This is a genomic window from Streptomyces sp. NPDC001634 (assembly GCF_040298185.1).
GTDB lineage: Bacteria > Actinomycetota > Actinomycetes > Streptomycetales > Streptomycetaceae > Streptomyces.
On the sequence record NZ_JBEOZU010000024.1, the window covers coordinates 53,332 to 68,683 of the forward strand.

12 protein-coding genes and 3 pseudogenes are annotated in these 15,352 nt (G+C 67.8%); 6 read left to right on the forward strand and 9 right to left on the reverse strand.

Translation table 11 applies throughout. The annotated features are described in order from the left end of the window. Positions 1-216 precede the first annotated feature (216 nt). Positions 217-447 (reverse strand): hypothetical protein, encoded by a 231-nt coding sequence (locus ABT186_RS18135; RefSeq protein WP_351925769.1) that lies wholly within the window; start codon positions 445-447, stop codon positions 217-219. 235 nt (positions 448-682) lie between these two features. Between ABT186_RS18135 and ABT186_RS18140 the strand changes: the two genes are divergently transcribed. From ABT186_RS18140 to ABT186_RS18155, 4 genes are all read left to right on the forward strand, one after another. Beyond that, positions 683-823, forward strand: coding sequence for a hypothetical protein (locus tag ABT186_RS18140; RefSeq protein ID WP_234376966.1), 141 nt, complete (start codon positions 683-685; stop codon positions 821-823). Between the two features lie 435 nt (positions 824-1,258). After that, a complete protein-coding gene (locus tag ABT186_RS18145) occupies positions 1,259-2,008 on the forward strand; it encodes an SDR family NAD(P)-dependent oxidoreductase (RefSeq protein WP_055492251.1) in 750 nt (249 codons plus the stop codon). 213 nt (positions 2,009-2,221) lie between these two features. Beyond that, a complete protein-coding gene (locus tag ABT186_RS18150) occupies positions 2,222-3,904 on the forward strand; it encodes an FAD-dependent oxidoreductase (RefSeq protein ID WP_351925771.1) in 1,683 nt (560 codons plus the stop codon). A gap of 125 nt (positions 3,905-4,029) precedes the next feature. Then, complete coding sequence (locus tag ABT186_RS18155; protein WP_351925773.1) at positions 4,030-4,665, forward strand: TetR/AcrR family transcriptional regulator; 636 nt, start codon at positions 4,030-4,032, stop codon at positions 4,663-4,665. A gap of 387 nt (positions 4,666-5,052) precedes the next feature. Here the strand turns inward: ABT186_RS18155 and ABT186_RS18160 are convergent, their stop codons facing one another. Genes ABT186_RS18160 through ABT186_RS18175 form a run of 4 tightly spaced genes read right to left on the reverse strand, consistent with a single transcriptional unit; the run spans position 5,053 to position 8,198 of the window. Beyond that, positions 5,053-5,379 carry an MmcQ/YjbR family DNA-binding protein gene (locus ABT186_RS18160; RefSeq protein ID WP_351925775.1) on the reverse strand — a complete coding sequence of 109 codons (327 nt, stop codon included), beginning with the start codon at positions 5,377-5,379 and terminating at the stop codon, positions 5,053-5,055. A gap of 57 nt (positions 5,380-5,436) precedes the next feature. After that, positions 5,437-6,441, reverse strand: coding sequence for a zinc-binding dehydrogenase (locus ABT186_RS18165; protein ID WP_351925777.1), 1,005 nt, complete (start codon positions 6,439-6,441; stop codon positions 5,437-5,439). 45 nt (positions 6,442-6,486) lie between these two features. Beyond that, positions 6,487-7,191 (reverse strand): NADPH-dependent F420 reductase, encoded by a 705-nt coding sequence (locus tag ABT186_RS18170; RefSeq protein ID WP_351925862.1) that lies wholly within the window; start codon positions 7,189-7,191, stop codon positions 6,487-6,489. Between the two features lie 32 nt (positions 7,192-7,223). Then, complete coding sequence (locus ABT186_RS18175; RefSeq protein WP_351925779.1) at positions 7,224-8,198, reverse strand: zinc-dependent alcohol dehydrogenase family protein; 975 nt, start codon at positions 8,196-8,198, stop codon at positions 7,224-7,226. A 625-nt stretch (positions 8,199-8,823) separates the two neighbouring features. On the opposite strand from ABT186_RS18175, the pseudogene ABT186_RS18180 reads away from it, so the two are divergent. Then, positions 8,824-9,111, forward strand: a pseudogene (locus ABT186_RS18180) (sulfite exporter TauE/SafE family protein); the annotation flags it as partial. A gap of 270 nt (positions 9,112-9,381) precedes the next feature. Here the strand turns inward: ABT186_RS18180 and ABT186_RS18185 are convergent. From ABT186_RS18185 to ssd, 3 genes and pseudogenes are all read right to left on the reverse strand, one after another. Next, a pseudogene (locus ABT186_RS18185) lies at positions 9,382-10,209 on the reverse strand (IS5 family transposase). A gap of 383 nt (positions 10,210-10,592) precedes the next feature. Then, positions 10,593-11,543 (reverse strand): annotated as a pseudogene (locus ABT186_RS18190) (TadA family conjugal transfer-associated ATPase); the annotation flags it as partial. Beyond that, a complete protein-coding gene (gene ssd, locus ABT186_RS18195) occupies positions 11,540-12,634 on the reverse strand; it encodes a septum site-determining protein Ssd (protein WP_351225705.1) in 1,095 nt (364 codons plus the stop codon). The gene ssd and the pseudogene ABT186_RS18190, both read right to left, overlap by 4 nt. A 592-nt stretch (positions 12,635-13,226) precedes the next feature. Between ssd and ABT186_RS18200 the strand changes: the two genes are divergently transcribed. Further along, on the forward strand, positions 13,227-14,051 hold the full coding sequence (locus ABT186_RS18200; protein ID WP_351225703.1) for an HAD family hydrolase: 825 nt from the start codon (positions 13,227-13,229) through the stop codon (positions 14,049-14,051). 464 nt (positions 14,052-14,515) lie between these two features. Here ABT186_RS18200 and ABT186_RS18205 read toward each other — a convergent pair whose 3' ends face one another. Then, positions 14,516-15,340, reverse strand: coding sequence for a Fic family protein (locus ABT186_RS18205; RefSeq protein WP_351225701.1), 825 nt, complete (start codon positions 15,338-15,340; stop codon positions 14,516-14,518). Positions 15,341-15,352 lie beyond the last annotated feature (12 nt).

The following is a 15,352-nucleotide window of genomic DNA, read 5'->3' on the forward strand; positions in this document are numbered from 1 at the left end:
CCCAGGACCTCCATGCTCTGATCCGCCGGGAGGCGGCCGCCAGCGGTCGGCGCCCTCGGGACGTACTCGGCGAGCGGATCACGACCGGTCTCGCGCGCGAGCGACGCGAGAGGCGTCACCGTCTTGAGTCGCAGTTGCAAGGCCTGCTCGCCCAGCACACTCCGCAGGACGTGCTGGCCTGCGCGGCCGCGCTCCTTGCGAGCACGCCGGACTGCGTCAACCCGCCCAGCCCACGTCGATCACCTCGATGCCACCGAGGAACGCGGTGAACGACACCCACGAGCGGGGCCCGAACACCACCGCCGCATGCCACCCGCCGGGCTCCGGCCACGCGCGGGGCCACACCAGCGCCGCGGCAATCGTCTCCATGACCTCTTGGCGTCCCTGCGGCGGCAGGTCCTCCAGCGCATCCTCCGCCCGGATGGCCAGGTCAACCTCGTACGGCACAACGCACCCCCGTGCTCGTGATCAGCGAAGCCCACACCGTACGGGCCTGCAGCCGGTCACACGCCGGCCTGTGGATAAGCAGATCGCTCAACTTCACGATCCTCTGGCCCCGCCGGGCCGCCGACACCTCCTCCTGCCGGGCGCCGTGCCCGGCCGTCCCCGCAACCCCGCCGGTCTGGCAGACCAGATGAGGCACCACGGGCTTCCCCTACGCGCTGCACGCAACACCGCGCTGATGGAGGCCATCACCGACCTGCCGCCCATCGTCGTCGCCGACCTCTTCGGCATCAGCCCCGCGACCGCCCACCGCTGGTCCCAGCTCGCCGGGAACAGCTGGGCGCCCTACCTCGCCGCCCGGCAGCGATCACGGCCATAGACCCCGACCGCGATGTGCGCACTTCGTCTTGGAGGGGTGGGCATGGGAACTCTCGCCTGTCACATTCGAGAGGCCGAGCGACCAGTTCGGCGGGCTCGGCAGCGCCGAGACCGCCGCGATCGGACAAGAACTCGGTGATCGAACTCGCGGACCTTGTGGACTTCCCCGGGCCCGGGCACCGCTCAGCTTGAATCGCTGCCAGAGCCCTCCCGTTGGCTGATCCAGGATTCGACAGTCCGCAGGCGCGTCCCCCTCCGGTTGCAGCGCGCCACTCAGAGCTTCTTTACTAATAGGTACAAATCGATCTAAACCATGCGGTCCGTGAGCTAGGCCGCGGAGGGCTCCGCCGTCGGGTGGGGCGTAGTTGCCGCGTGCCGGTGCGCTGGGCCTTCAGTCGGTCTCTGGTCGGGTTGCCGCAAGGGAGATGTGGACATCATGGGACAGCTTGATGGCAAGATCAGCCTGGTGACTGGCGGCTCGACCGGGATCGGTCTGGCCATAGCACGTGGGTTCGTCGCCGAGGGCGCCACCGTGTACCTCACAGGCCGGCGCAAACCCGAACTTGACGCGGCTGTGGAAACCCTCGGGGAACGGGCCATCGGCATACAAAGTGATGTCTCGGATCTCGATGCGCTGGATGAGCTGTTCGCGATCATCCAGGGCGGCAGCGGACGGCTGGACGTCGTCGTCGCCAACGCCGGCGGCGGCGAGCTGGCGCGGCTGGAGGAGATCACCGAGGAGCAGTACCGTTCGACCTTCGACATCAATGTCAAGGGGACGATCTTCACGGTCCAGAAGGCACTCCCGTTGCTGCCGGACGGCGCCTCGGTCATCGTGCTCTCGTCCACCAACGCCTCGATGGGCGTCCAGGCCATGACGGTCTACAGCGCCACCAAGGCAGCTATCCGCAACCTGGCCCGCACCTGGGCCGCCGAACTCGCGGGGCGCGGCATCCGTGTCAATGCCCTCAGCCCGGGACCGATAGAGACACCTGGCATCCGCGGTCTGGGCAGCCCGGCAAAGGGCGAACGGCAACTGGCAGACCGTCTCGCCGACGAGATTCCCCTCGGCAGGATAGGACGCCCCGACGAAGTCGCCGCCACGGCCGTCTTTCTCGCCTCTGACCAGAGCTCCTTCACCACGGGAGCCGAGCTCTTCGTTGACGGCGGCCTTGTCCAGGTCTGAATACGGCCGCCATGTGCTGGCATCGCCGCGAAGAGAGGCCCGAAGACGGATTGGCCCGGCTGCCGGCGGAGGCCTGGGGAACTGCGCCCCTGTCCTTGAAGTGCTAATTCTTGCCTCAGGCGTCGAAGAACTCGGAGCCGGGAAGGGCCAACCTATGTCAGTGCAGTGCGGGACCGGCTGCTGATGTAATGCCTCGATCTAGGGGAGCAGGTCATGCCCTCGCGACAACCGGGCCGCCGAATCTGGGGCGATAGAGCCTATCCGCATCTTGCGGGAGACCAGCTGGCCCGACTTTTTGAGTTCGGAGTTCCGCAGAACATCTCCGCAGGGCAGTTTGTATTCCGTCTGGGAGATGACAAGTATGACCTGGTGGTCATCGAAGAAGGCCAGCTTGAAATCATCAGAGAGGCAGGGCCGGGTTATTCCGAGGAGGTGATTGTCACCTTCGGACCCGGAGAATTTATCGGTGAACTCAGCATTCTCACGGGACAGTTGGTGTATCTCCCTGCCCGCGCTGCCACGGATGGCCGTATCTATCGAATTCCACCCGACCGGTTTCGCTTGCTGATGGAAACCGAGACCGCACTATCCGACATCCTGCTCACCGCTTTCAGGGCTCGACGTGAAATTTTGATGGAGTCTGCCTCGCACACCATTGAGGTCATCGGAAGCGCTTCCTCTGCCGAGTGCCTGGCGCTGCGCTCGTACCTTGAACACATGGCACTTCCGTATCGCTGGATGGACGATGCAACGCCAGACGGGTTGCTGTTGATGGGGCTCGCTTCGCTCACCGCAGGTGATTTGCCTGCCGTTCTCCTTCCGGGGCGCTCGCTGCGCAACGCCACGCCCGGAAGCCTCGCGATGAATCTGGGACTTTCACATGAAAGAATCAAGGATGAAGAGATAGACCTCGCTGTCATCGGGGGTGGCCCTGCCGGGCTGGGCGCCGCCGTGTATGGATCATCAGAAGGACTCGGAACAGTCCTGCTTGATGCCGTGGGCCCTGGAGGTCAGGCAGCAGCAAGTTCCCGCATCGAGAACTATTTGGGATTCCCTAACGGAATCAGTGGCGCCGAACTGACCCGCCTCGCCGCCATACAGGCGCTGAAATTCGGATCTCGCCTCTACTCGCCTTCACGCGCCGTAAGCCTCCAGCCCCTTGTCGACCGGATTCAGATTTCCCTGTCCGACGGCACGGATATACTTGCCCGCGCCGCTATTATCGCCACCGGCGCCCGCTACCGGTCCCTTCCAATCGCCCGCTGGAAACACTTCGAAGGCGCGGGAATCTATTACGCTGCGACTGAGCTAGAAGTCCGTTCGTGCGCAGGCGGATCGGTGGCTGTGCTGGGAGGGGCGAACTCTGCAGGGCAAGCAGCTCTGTTCCTGGCCGGTAAATCAATTGCAGTGAACATCATCCTGCGCCGCGACAACATCTTGGCTCGCATGTCCTCCTATCTTGTTCGCCGCCTCCTCGCGGATCCGCGCGTTACCGTTCATACGTCAAGCGAAGTGACAGCACTCGAAGGGGAAGACTCCCTGGAGGCCATCAGGATCCGAAATTCCGCCACTGGCGTCGAATCTCTGCTGAGATGCAGCGGGCTTTTCTGCTTCATAGGTGCAACGCCGGCAACCGACTGGCTGAATGATGCCTGCGCAGCCGACAAGGACGGATTCATATATACCGATGTGCACATTGCTGAAAAAAGTCTGGGGCCGCCCTGGCAGGAACTGCAACGTCCCCCGCTTCCCTTTGAAACGAGCATTCCCCGTGTATTTGCTGCAGGCGATGTACGACATGGGTCCATCAAGCGTGTCGCCGCTGCAGTCGGCGAAGGGGCCTCTGCCGTTTCTTCCGTTCATCGGGTCATAGGGGTTCCCGGGGTCCCCTTCTGAGGGCGAGCGGGGCAGGCAGTACAAGCTTGGCCGTTCGGGCGAGCCGATGTTCGCAAGCCTCAAAACAGGCTCGTACTGTCCTGTCTTCGCCCCGTAATGCCCCGTATGCGGCGTACAGTTTTCTCATGTCCCGGCCTCGGCAGTTTGACGACGAGGAGGTTGTTCGGGCTGCTCGCGACCAGTTCTGGTCCCACGGTTACGACCGAACCTCCATCGATGATCTGAGCGCCGTCACGGGCTTGGGACGCGGAAGCCTGTACGGGGCCTTCGGAGACAAACACGCCCTGTTCCTGCAGGCTCTGGACAGCTATAACAGTGACGCGATCGGAGCCTGGCGTTCGGCTCTGCGCGGCCCGGGACCGGCCCTCCCGCAGTTGGAACGCTTTCTGCGCGACGTCTCCCAAGCGATCAGCAGGGACGTGGAGCGGCGCGGCTGCATGATGGCCCGGAGCGCCACGGAACTCGCCGCAGTCGACAAGACCGTCGCCGAGCGGATTGCTGCGACTGTCCGCGGAATGCACAGCGAGCTGTCGGACTGCCTTGCCCGGGCCCAGGAGGAGGGCTCGCTGGATGCCGAAGCGGACCCGGACGGGCTCGCAAGCCTTCTCCTTGCTGTGCTGCGGGGACTGGAGGCCCTGGGCAGGGCGGGGGCCGCAGCGGAGGTTGTCATCGGGGCTGCCGAGCAGGCCTTGGCCCTTCTTCCCCGCGTGTCCACGAACGAGCCGGCGCCGGATCGGCTGGAGGACCGTTCGCCGGCGTGACCCGGTCCGGTTCTGGACGGCCCTTGGGTTTTCAGTGCCATGGGCCGCACGCCGTGGAGGTCTTGCCCAGCCAGGCGTCACGGGCGCCGCCTGGCCATTGCGCGCAAGCCGCCCACGAACAGGACGATCAGCAGCAGCACAGGGGCGCCCACCAGGGGCGGATGAGGACGGTGCCGACCTTGCCGAGCCGTTGCGTGTGTTGCACGGCCTCTGCCAGGTCGCCGAGACCGTAGGTGGCGGCTCGGCAAACTGGTCCTTGGCCGCCATCGCGATCATCTGCGCGGCGGCGACGTCGGATGTCTGCCTGTCTAGGGAGGTGTCTGACATCCAGTGGCCGATGCTCCTGCCGCGCAGCGTCGGCGATTTGTGCGCCTGGAAGCGCGGGGTTCATGGTGCGACCAGGTCGTGACTGTCCCCTATCAGCTCCCGAATCAGTTCGTCCGGGACATCGCCGGCCAACGAAATGTTGACCCAGTACCGCTTGTTCAGCTTGTAGGCCGGGTGCACTGCCTCGAAGCGGTGCCGCAACTCGGCGACCCGCTCCGGATCGGCCTTGACTGTCACCTGGTCGTCCGGGAACTCATGGCCACTGAGGATGGCAAACACCTTGTTGTTCGCCGCTGTCTTGAACACCACGCGGTCCGGGGCGAACGGACGCGACTCGCTGACTCCGGCGAAAGAGAGCGCCAGTTCCCGGACGTCGTCCACGTTCATGGCTACCTCGCTTCCATAACTGAAGTTGCAGGACTCCGCCCTTGGTAGCAGCGGCTACTAGGGGCGGATGAGGACGGTGCCGACCTTGCCGGGCTGCACCGCGTGCTTCACGGCGGTGGCCAGCTCGCCGAGGTCGTACGTAGCGGCCACGTCGAACTGGTCCTGGAACGCCAGCGCGATCAGCGTCGCGGCGACCACGTCCGATGCCCGCCTCTCGGCGGATGCCTCCAACAGCCACCGGCCGAGGGTCGCGCCCCGCACCGTCAGCGCGCGGTGAAGCAGCGTCGACGCATGCACCGAGATCGGCTCCTCGGCGAGTTCCCCGTAAATGACCAGCCTGCCGCCCGGCGCCAACAGGTCTAGAAGGCTTTCCGTCAGCCTTCCGCCGACAGGGTCGAAGGCCACACTGAGCGGGCGGCCGCCGGCTGCCTTGCGGACCTCATCGGCCCAGCCCGGATTCTCTGTCGCCACGACCGGGACGTCCGGGAACCGCTTGCGCAGCTCGGCGGCACCGCGGTCACTGCGGACGACGTTGACCAGGCCCACGTTGTGGTACTGCATCACGCCCGTCACCAGCCGTCCGACCGACGAGCCAGCGGCGGCCTGCACCAGATAACCGTCGTATCCCAAGGCCAAGTGCTGCTCCGCCTCACGGCGCAGCATCACCGCCGTGAGCGGGTTCGTCAGCATCTGCGCGGCGACCTCGTCCGACAGCTCATCAGGCACGGGGACGACCATCTCGGCGTCCGCCAGGATCCACTGTGACCATCCCCCCGGCAGGGGAAAGACTGATACACGGCCGCCGACCTCGACGCCCGGAGCCACGCGCGTATCCGGGCCGATGGCCTCCACCAAGCCGGTCCCTTCCACACCGACCGGTACCGGCCCTGCAGCCGTCGCGGGGAAGGCATCGAGGCCTAGAAGATCACCAGGGTGGACCGGGAAGGCCGTGGCGCGGATGAGGACCTGACCCTGCACGGGTGCTTCCGGTTCGGGCTCCTCGATGACGGTCAGGACGTCGGCGGGCGTCCCGCTACGGGTCCAGACGACACGACGGTTCATGATTCTCCTCCTGCGCGCTGGTGCGTATGGGGCTTGGCCGGGGCGTCAGCCGACGTCCATGAGCAGCAGGTGCTTCGCGCTGAGCGGGCCGTCGAGCTGCATCAGCCGACCTCCCTCCCGTAGACCGCCGAGGTCCAGGGCGGCGAATCCGAATTCGTCGAGCAAGCCGGCCACGGCCGCCTTCGCGTCGGCGTCGTCGCCCGCGTAGAAGACCACCTGACGGCCCTCGGCGTGCTGGGGGTCCGCGGCGATGAACGCGGCGAACAGGCTGTTGAAAGCCTTCACGATCCGCACGCCGGGAAGGCGCTCGGCGACCCACTCGCTGCCCGTGAGGTCGCCTACGTCGTACCGGCCCCTCCAAGGGTTGGCCGCCGCGAACTGATTCGTCGTGTCGACGACGACCTTCCCGGACCAGTCGGTAAGGCCGGTCAGGTCCGGCACTGCGGAGAACGGCACCGCGAGGAAGACGAGGTCCGGCTGCGCCGCCTCCTCGGCTGTCACCGCGTGGGCCTTCGGCCCCAACTGCTCCACGACCGACTTGAGTGTCTCCGGACCCCGGCTGTTGCCGATGAGGACCTCGTGTCCGTGGCGGACCGCCTTGTCGGCGACGGCCCGGCCGATCTCTCCCGCGCCGAGAATGCCGATAGTGCTCTGTGCGGCCATGCTGCCCCTCCTTGATCGTGTGTCGGGGGTCGTGCCGGCGCCCCGGCAGCGGCTGTGTGATCGGCTCCGGCCGCTTCCTGTCGGGATGGTCCGGGCCTCAGCGGCGGGTGCGGCGGCGCTTACGCGCGATGCGGGTTGAAGTCCAGCAGGACCTTGCCCTTCTCCCGGAAGTACGCGAGCGCCTCGGGAAAGTCCGCCGCCTTGTAGACGGGTGCGGAGGGCAGGACGAGTCTTCCCTCGGAGACCAGCCGCGCGGACTCCGCGTTCAGAGCCGGAAGCCGGGGAAGGAACTCGTCCTGGTACATCCAGAATTCCGTCGTGGTGATGTTTTTCGTCCTCAGCACGTCAGGATCGGGCGTGAACGGCTGGCCGCTCAGATACCCGTAGATCGCCAGCAGGGCGCCGTCGGTCAGTACGTCCAGCAACAGTGCGGTCGCCGTTCCGCTGACACCGTCGAGACCGAGGAGCACCGGGTCGGAGCCGATGGCTTCCCGCACGCGCGCGCCGGCGTCCGCGGAGTCGACAACCACGATGTCGGCGCCGAGGTCACGGAGTTCGCTCACGGGTTCCGCGCGGCGCACGATGTTGATCGTGCGCAGCCCTCGTTCCTTGGCGAAGACGATGACGGACCGGCCTACTCCGCTGTTGGCCGCGTTCTGCACCACCCAGGAACCGGCCGGAAGGTCCCGCAGGCCGACCAGGAGCCCCGCGGTGACGGGATTGATGGTGAGCATCGCTGCCTGTTCAAGACTGATGGACTTGTCCACAACGGTCAGGTCTGCTGCCGCGGCCACGACCCGCTCGGACCAGGAAAAGACGCCGAAGGGAAGCAGGACCCTATCGCCGGGGCTGACCTCCATGACGCCGGGCCCTGCGGACACGACCGTCCCGACGCCCTCGTTTCCGATAGCCGTCGGCAGCTCAGGACGTACGGGGTAGATACCTTGCGCCAGGAGAAGGTCGTGGTGGTCGAGCGGGGCATACTCGACCTGGACCAGCGCCTGTCCGGCGGCGGGAGCCGGGGGCTCGGGCACGTCCACCACCTTCAGGCTCTTCTCCGGCTCCCCGAACTGGGTGAGGTGAATGGCGAGCATGGGACACGACTCCTTGCTCCGTCGCTTCGCCGAAATTTGAGGCATCGCTTCGGATGCCGACGGCCCCGTCTCCGAGGAATTCCACGGCTGTATCCAGCTCGATTCTGCTCCTGCCCGTGAGATGCACGGCGGCGAACCGACGGGCTATAGCCAGACCGGTCCCGGTCGAGCAGACACCAAGCTGACCGTGCCATCAAGTTGTCCCAGGATGCCCGCTTCTTCCTCGATGTAGCTCACCCGGAGACCTGCAGAGAGCCCAGCGCACCGACACGCGGCAATCCATGCCCGTCCGCCTTCACGCCACCTCACGGACCGCACGGTTTAGATAGATTTGTACCTACTAGTAAAGAACCCGAACAGGGACACTGCAACCGGAGAGGCACTCGACCTTGCCCAGTCTTGCAACTGGCTGAAAAGATCCTTCGGCGGTCAAGCCTTCCTGACCCCACCGTCCCCACATATCGAGCAGCCTGCACGACGATCGCAACGCTCTGACCTGCACGTTTACGAGGCTCTGCACATAAGTGCCTGCGGTGATCAAACTTCGATGACACAAACTCGCGTCCGTCAAAGTCCGATGGCAAACGGTCAAGATCCAGTGGCACGGGACACCCGCCATCGGCTGGCCGCCGCGGCGGAACCGTCACCGGCCACGCTCACCACCCTCGCCCTCGCGGTCGGCATCGTCGGCGGGATCTACGGCATCGGCGGCGGCTCCCTGCTCGGCCCGATCCTCGCCGCCTGCGGCCTGCCCATGGCCCGCCTCGCCCCGGCCGCGCTCGCCGCCACCTTCGCCACCTCCCTCCTCGGCGCCCGCTTCCAGCGCCGCCTGCCCGAGACCCCCCTGCGCCTCCTCCTTGGCACCCTCGCCACCAGCATCGGCACGCTGTACGCCATTCAGGCACTGGTATAGGCCCCGCCGCCCGGACCGCGCCCGACCCGGCAGCAGAACCGACCCGGCACTGATAGAACGGCTCACCGCGCAGGTCCTAGACGGCGACACCGTGCTGGACGACCTGGCCCGCCAAGCCAAGGGCGGCTCCGACGACGTCGTGGCCCACCTGCTCGCGCAGGCACGGAGCGGAGACGACCAGTAGGGGAAGCCCAACAAGACCAATCTCACCGGGATTTCCTGTACCTCAACTACTCACGCCCGAAGCCGCCTAGGTTCTGTCGTCAAATGTCACGCCCACATCAGCAGGGCTGCGAGGGTGACTGCTGCTTGGTAGGACTCGGTGGTCTTGTCGTACCGGGTAGCGATGCCGCGCCACTGCTTCAGCTTGTTGAAGCACCGTTCACGTTGCGCCGCTTGTAGGCGTCGCGGTCGAAGGCCGGGGGTCGTCCGCCACGGCTGCCGCGGTTCGACCGGTTGCGGACCTGGTCGGCTCGTTCGGGAATGGTGTGGCTGATCCCGCGCCGACGCAGCCAGCTGCGGATCGCCCTGGAGCTGTAGCCCTTGTCGCCCAGGACGTGTGAGGGCCGCACCCGGGGCCGTCCCGGACCCGTCCTGGGCACCCGGATCGCCTCCATGACGGCGATGAACTGGGTGCAGTCGTTGGTGTTGCCGCCCGTGACGGTGAAGGCGAGCGGGCGGCCGGCGCCGTCGCAGGCCAGGTGAATCTTGCTGGTCAGGCCGCCTCAGGAGCGTCCGAGCGCCGGGTTGCGGAGCCCCCTTTCGGGCGCCGGCGGCATGCTGGTGGGCGCGGACGATCGTGGAGTCGACCGACACCAGCCAGTCGATCTCCCCGGCGGCGTCCGCCCGGACCTGGGCGGCGCGGAGCATCCGCTCGAACATGCCGTCCGCCGCCCACCGGCGAAAACGGGTGTGCAGCGTGGTCCACGGCCCGTACCGCTCGAGCACGTCCCGCCAGGCCGTGCCTGCTCGGAACTTCCACACGATCCCGTTGAGGACCCTGCGGTCGTCCAGCCGCTTGCGCCCACGCGACGACACGGGCAGCAATGACCGGACGAACTCCCATTCGACATCGGACAGTTCATGGCGACGTATCACCCGACCATGATCCACCACTCAAGATCATTTGACGACACTGCCTAGGCCCCCGGAGCTGCCCTGTAAGGCGGACCACGGTCGCCTTCTCCCCGAACGCTGTCGCCTCGCAAATCAACCAGTTCCTCACCATGACCACAGCGCCGCGCAGCATCTCGCCGACGGTACTAACCTTCCACCCTCGGCGGGCTGGACGCACGAGGAGACAGCTCTTCCCCCACTGCAACCTGGCCACAACATGGGCCACCATCAGACCTCGAGCAAAAGGTCTCCACGCCCGATGGGCCACAATCACGCTGGGTGAGCACACTGAAGTCTTTCGTGCGCTACTGAAATCTTCACTGAAATGAATCGTGCGCTACTGAAATCTTCAGAGCTGTCCGACAGCAGCCGCCCTCATGGCCCGTGTTCAGCGCGGCCAGCAGAGACACCACCTCGGGGCCGCGCACCTCGCCGACGACGAGCCGGTCGGGTCTCATCCGCAGGGCCTGCCGCACCAGGTCCTGGAGCTCGACGAGGCCCACACCCTCCTGGTTCGCGGGCCGTCCCTCCAGGCGCACCACATGGGGGTGGTCGGGTCGCAGCTCCGCCGAGTCCTCGGCCAGCACAATCCGCTCCGTCGGCCCCACTACGCCCAGCAGCGCGCTCAGGAGCGTGGTCTTGCCCGTACCGGTGCCGCCGCTGATCACATAGGAGAGCCGGGAGGCGATCAGCGCCCGCAGTACCCGGTCCCCGCCCGGCGGCACCGTTCCCGCCGCCACCAGCTCGTCCAGGGTGAACGCCCGCGGCCGTACGACCCGCAGGGACAGACACGTGGAACCGACCGCGACCGGCGGCAGCACCGCATGCAACCGTGTGCCGTCCGGCAGGCGGGCGTCGACCCATGGTCTGGCGTCGTCGAGCCGACGCCCGGCCACGGCGGCCAGCCGCTGCGCGAGTCGTCGCACGGCCGCGGCGTCCGGAAAGGACACCGCCGTCAGCTGCAGCCCGCGGCCCCGGTCCACCCACACCCGGTCGGGCGCCGACACCAGGACGTCGGTCACGGACGGGTCGGCCAGCAATGGTTCCAGCGGCCCGCTTCCGACCAGTTCGGAACGCAACTGCCGTGCCGCGCCCAGTACTTCCGCGTCCCCGAGCACCCGCCCCTGCTCCCGCAGGGCCTGCGCCACGCGCGCGGGGGTGGGCTCGGCCCCGCTCTCGGCCAGCCACTGCCGCACGCCGTCCAGCAGCCGCGTACGTTCGCCGAGGCCGGCCGCGTGCTCGGGTTCCCCACTTGCCCGCGCACCGAGTCCCGTTCCGCGATCCGGCCTCGCCGCCTCATCCCAGCCCGTGCTCATGTGTCACCCGCCTCGGCCAGCGCCCGCTCCCAGAAGGCCGAGCAGAACCGGGCGAGCGGCCCCCGCGCCGCTCCCCCGGGCGGCACGGAGCCGTCCGGCGGCGGTGTCTCGGACGGCACTTCGCCGACCAGTGGCAGCCCCAGCAGCCGTGCCACCCCGCGGTCGTCGAGTCCGGGCGCGTACGGCCCCCGTACCGCGATCCGCAGATCACCGAGGACCATGCCGACGGCCGACGCCACCCGCCGCGCCGCCGCGATGGCACGCAGCTCGGCGGTGATCACCAGCACGCCGACGTCCACCTGGGCGAGGACTTCGGCGATGCCCTCGTCGACTCGGCGCGGAAGGTCGACGACGACCGTGCCGCCGCGCCGCCGGGCCGCGGCGAGGACCGCCCGGACGGCCTGGGGCGGGACCGCGACGGTGTCGCCACGGTCCCAGCTCAGCACACGCAGCGCGTGCAGCTGGGGCAGTGACTCCTCCAGAGCGCCGCCGCCGACCCGGCCTCGGGAGGCGGCGAACGCCGGCCAGCGCAGTCCTTCGGCGGTCTCTCCCCCGAGGAGTACGTCGAGTCCGCCGCCCAGCGGATCCGCGTCCACGAGCAGGGTGCGCCTGCCCTCGCGCGCGGAGGTGACGGCGAGGGCGCAGGCAAGCGTGGACGCGCCGGCCCCGCCGCGGCCCCCGATGACGCCCACGGTGAGCGCGGGCCGGCCGACCCCCTCGGCCACGTCGGCGATCCGGTCGACCAGCCACTGCTCTCCGTCCGGCAGCAGCAGGACATGGTCGGCGCCGATCTCCACGGCCCGCCGCCAGACTCCGGAATCGTCCTGATCCCGACCGACCAGCACCACGCCGCGCCTGCGGGCGGCCCCGCGCACGCGGCGGGCCGCGTCGTCACCGACGAGGACGAGCGGCGCCGCCTCCCAGCCGCCCCGGTGCTTCGGCACCCCGGGATGGACCTCCGGTCTGGCGCCCGCGGCCGCGCACAGACGCAGCAGGTCGTCGAGGAGTTCGGGGTCCTCGGTGACGATCAGCGGTCCGCTCCGCCGTCCCTCGGCGACGGCCGACCCGTCGTGTGTGATGGCTCCCGCCACGATCTCCAGCCCCCTTCGCTGTTTCTTCCGCCCGGTCCGCGGAGCCCTCTGTGGCCCCGCGCTTCCCAGCCGTATGAAGAACCGGCAACCGGTCTCCATATGAACGGCCGATACGAACCGGCCATACGCGCCCGACAAACGGAACCGGTCATGAACTCGATGCCGGTGGGCGCGCTGGAATCACGGTGCGGCGATCCCGGAAATCGTGTGGATCTTGGTCGAAAACTGTGGACAACTCAGTGGTTGTGAATATCGCCGTCACCCATACCGGTGAGGGCACGGCGACTTCCACAGAGCAGCGCTGCGACTACACACCGTGACGGATCATGGGAAGATCATGAGCATGACGGGTCAGCGCCGACACGAGTCACCGGAGAACCTGTCGACTGCACAGAAAAGGGAAAAACCCGCCCGGACATGCGACGACCCCCGCCGGGGGGGAGAGCGGGGGTCGTCCCCACGGCCGACTCGGGGGGGGGAGGAGTCGGACCGGGTTAGCACGGTCGCGAACGATCCGTGACTTCCATGGTGTACCCGAGAGCCCTCTCAGGCAAACCCACACGCCCCACCTTACGCCGAATGGTGGGCGCCTATGCTCAGGCCCGTGGAAAACCACTCCTTGCCCCGCACAGCGGCCTTCTTTGACCTGGACAAGACGGTCATTGCGAAGTCGAGCACGCTCACCTTCAGCAAGTCCTTCTACCAAGGCGGACTGATCAGCCGCAGGGCTGCACTGCGTACCGCATATGCCCAGTTCGTGTTCCTGGCGGGCGGCGCCGATCACGACCAGATGGAGCGGCTGCGCGAGCACCTGTCCGCGATGTGCCGCGGCTGGAACGTCCGACAGGTCAAGGAGATCGTCGCCGAGACGCTCCATGACCTGATCGACCCGATCATCTACGACGAGGCGGCTTCCCTCATCGAGGAGCACCACACAGCCGGACGAGATGTGGTGATCGTCTCCACCTCGGGCGCCGAGGTGGTCGAGCCGATCGGCGAACTGCTCGGCGCGGACCGGGTGGTGGCCACACGGATGGTCGTGGGCGACGACGGCTGCTTCACGGGCGAGGTGGAGTACTACGCCTACGGGCCGACGAAAGCGGAGGCGATCAAGGAACTCGCCGAGTCCGAGGGCTACGACCTCTCGGGCTGCTACGCCTACAGCGACTCCGCGACCGACCTGCCGATGCTGGAGTCCGTCGGCCATCCGCACGCCGTGAACCCGGACCGGACCCTGCGTCGCGAGGCGCTCGCCCGCGGGTGGCCGATTCTGGACTTCCACCGCCCGGTCCGGCTGAAGCAGCGGCTGTCCGTACCGCCACGGCCGGCGCTCCTCGCCGCGGCCGCGATAGGAGCGGCAGCGGCCACGGCGGGGCTCGTCTGGTACGCCAACCGGCGCCGCGCACAGGCCGTGTGAACTCCCCGCGCACACAGGGCGGACATTCCAGCCCGATTCACACCTCTTTGAACCTAAAAGTAAAGAAGCGCATCCAGGGGTTCCGCTTACTCGGGCCCAGGAGTACAAAGAGGTTAACGGCCCGCGAGACCAAAGGAAAACATCCGAAAGGATCACCTTTAATAACGCAATTGGCCCACGGACCGAGCATGGACACTGGGCACCCACGCGACGTCGACCCGTCGATTACGGGCCAGCCGCACCAGGTGACGGGCAGAAGTTCCCGACCTGATGGGCGACATATCGAGGACGCTTGGTAACCCGGTGGGCATGCCAGCGGCGGTACGAGCCCTCGTGCCGCCGCAACCATGTCAGCCGCCGCGGGCAAGCGAAGGGCCCTCCCGGAGAGGGCCTTTCTCATGCCCGGGCTACGCCTACCCCCGCCGGGGAGCTACGCCCGGGCTACGCCCTCCCCCGCCGGGGAGCTACGCCGCCCCGCGCTGCAGCGCCTCGCAGACGGCGGTCGACTCGCGAACCCCCAGTTCGACCGCCTTTCCGCAGTGGGCGATCCATGCCGCCATGCCCTCCGGAGTGCCCGACACATAGCCGTCGAGGGCCGCGACATAGGCCGCACGGCCCAGTTCCGCGTGGCCGACCTCCGCCGGACAGACCGCCTTCGGGTCGAGACCGCTGCCCACGAGGACGATGCGCTGGGCCGTACGTGCGACCAGGCCGTTGTGGGAGCCGAAGGGACGCAGGGCGAGCAGTTCGCCGTGCACGACGGCCGCGGTCACCAGGGCGGGGGCCGAACCACCCGCGATGATCAGCTCGGAGAGTCCCTCGAGGCGGCCGGAGACCTCGGCCGCGCCCGGAAGCGGCAGCTCCAGGAGAGGCTCCTCGACCGGCTCGCCGTCCTGCCGAGGACGCCCCACGCGGGAACCGGAGTCCGCGGCGGCCACCAGGTGCAGCCGGGCCAGCACCCGCAGCGGCGACTGCCGCCAGATGGACAGCAGTTGCCCCGCCTCGGCGGTCAGCCTGAGGGCCGCGCCGACCGTACGGGCCCCGTCGTCACCGCTGAAGTCGCTACGGCGGCGCACCTCCTCGAGGGCCCAGTCGGCACCGGACAGCGCCGCAGAACCGCGGGCGGCACGCAGCGCCGCCTCGGAGGTGATCTCGTTGCTGCGGCGCCGCATGATCCGGTGCCCGTAGACCCGGTCCACGGCCTTGCGCACGGACTCCACGGACTCGGCCACGCCGGGCAGCGTCCCGAGGGCCGCGAGCGGATCGGCGGTCGCACCTGTCGTACTCATGAGTACGACCCT

Coding starts and splice junctions, on each gene's coding strand:
- ABT186_RS18205 (WP_351225701.1), bottom strand. CDS start 15,340: ATGAGTACGACAGGTGCGACCGCCGATCCGCTCGCGGCCCTCGGGACG.
- ABT186_RS18150 (WP_351925771.1), top strand. CDS start 2,222: ATGCCCTCGCGACAACCGGGCCGCCGAATCTGGGGCGATAGAGCCTAT.
- ABT186_RS18160 (WP_351925775.1), bottom strand. CDS start 5,379: ATGAACGTGGACGACGTCCGGGAACTGGCGCTCTCTTTCGCCGGAGTC.
- ABT186_RS18145 (WP_055492251.1), top strand. CDS start 1,259: ATGGGACAGCTTGATGGCAAGATCAGCCTGGTGACTGGCGGCTCGACC.
- ABT186_RS18165 (WP_351925777.1), bottom strand. CDS start 6,441: ATGAACCGTCGTGTCGTCTGGACCCGTAGCGGGACGCCCGCCGACGTC.
- ABT186_RS18200 (WP_351225703.1), top strand. CDS start 13,227: ATGCTCAGGCCCGTGGAAAACCACTCCTTGCCCCGCACAGCGGCCTTC.
- ABT186_RS18175 (WP_351925779.1), bottom strand. CDS start 8,198: ATGCTCGCCATTCACCTCACCCAGTTCGGGGAGCCGGAGAAGAGCCTG.
- ABT186_RS18155 (WP_351925773.1), top strand. CDS start 4,030: ATGTCCCGGCCTCGGCAGTTTGACGACGAGGAGGTTGTTCGGGCTGCT.
- ABT186_RS18140 (WP_234376966.1), top strand. CDS start 683: ATGGAGGCCATCACCGACCTGCCGCCCATCGTCGTCGCCGACCTCTTC.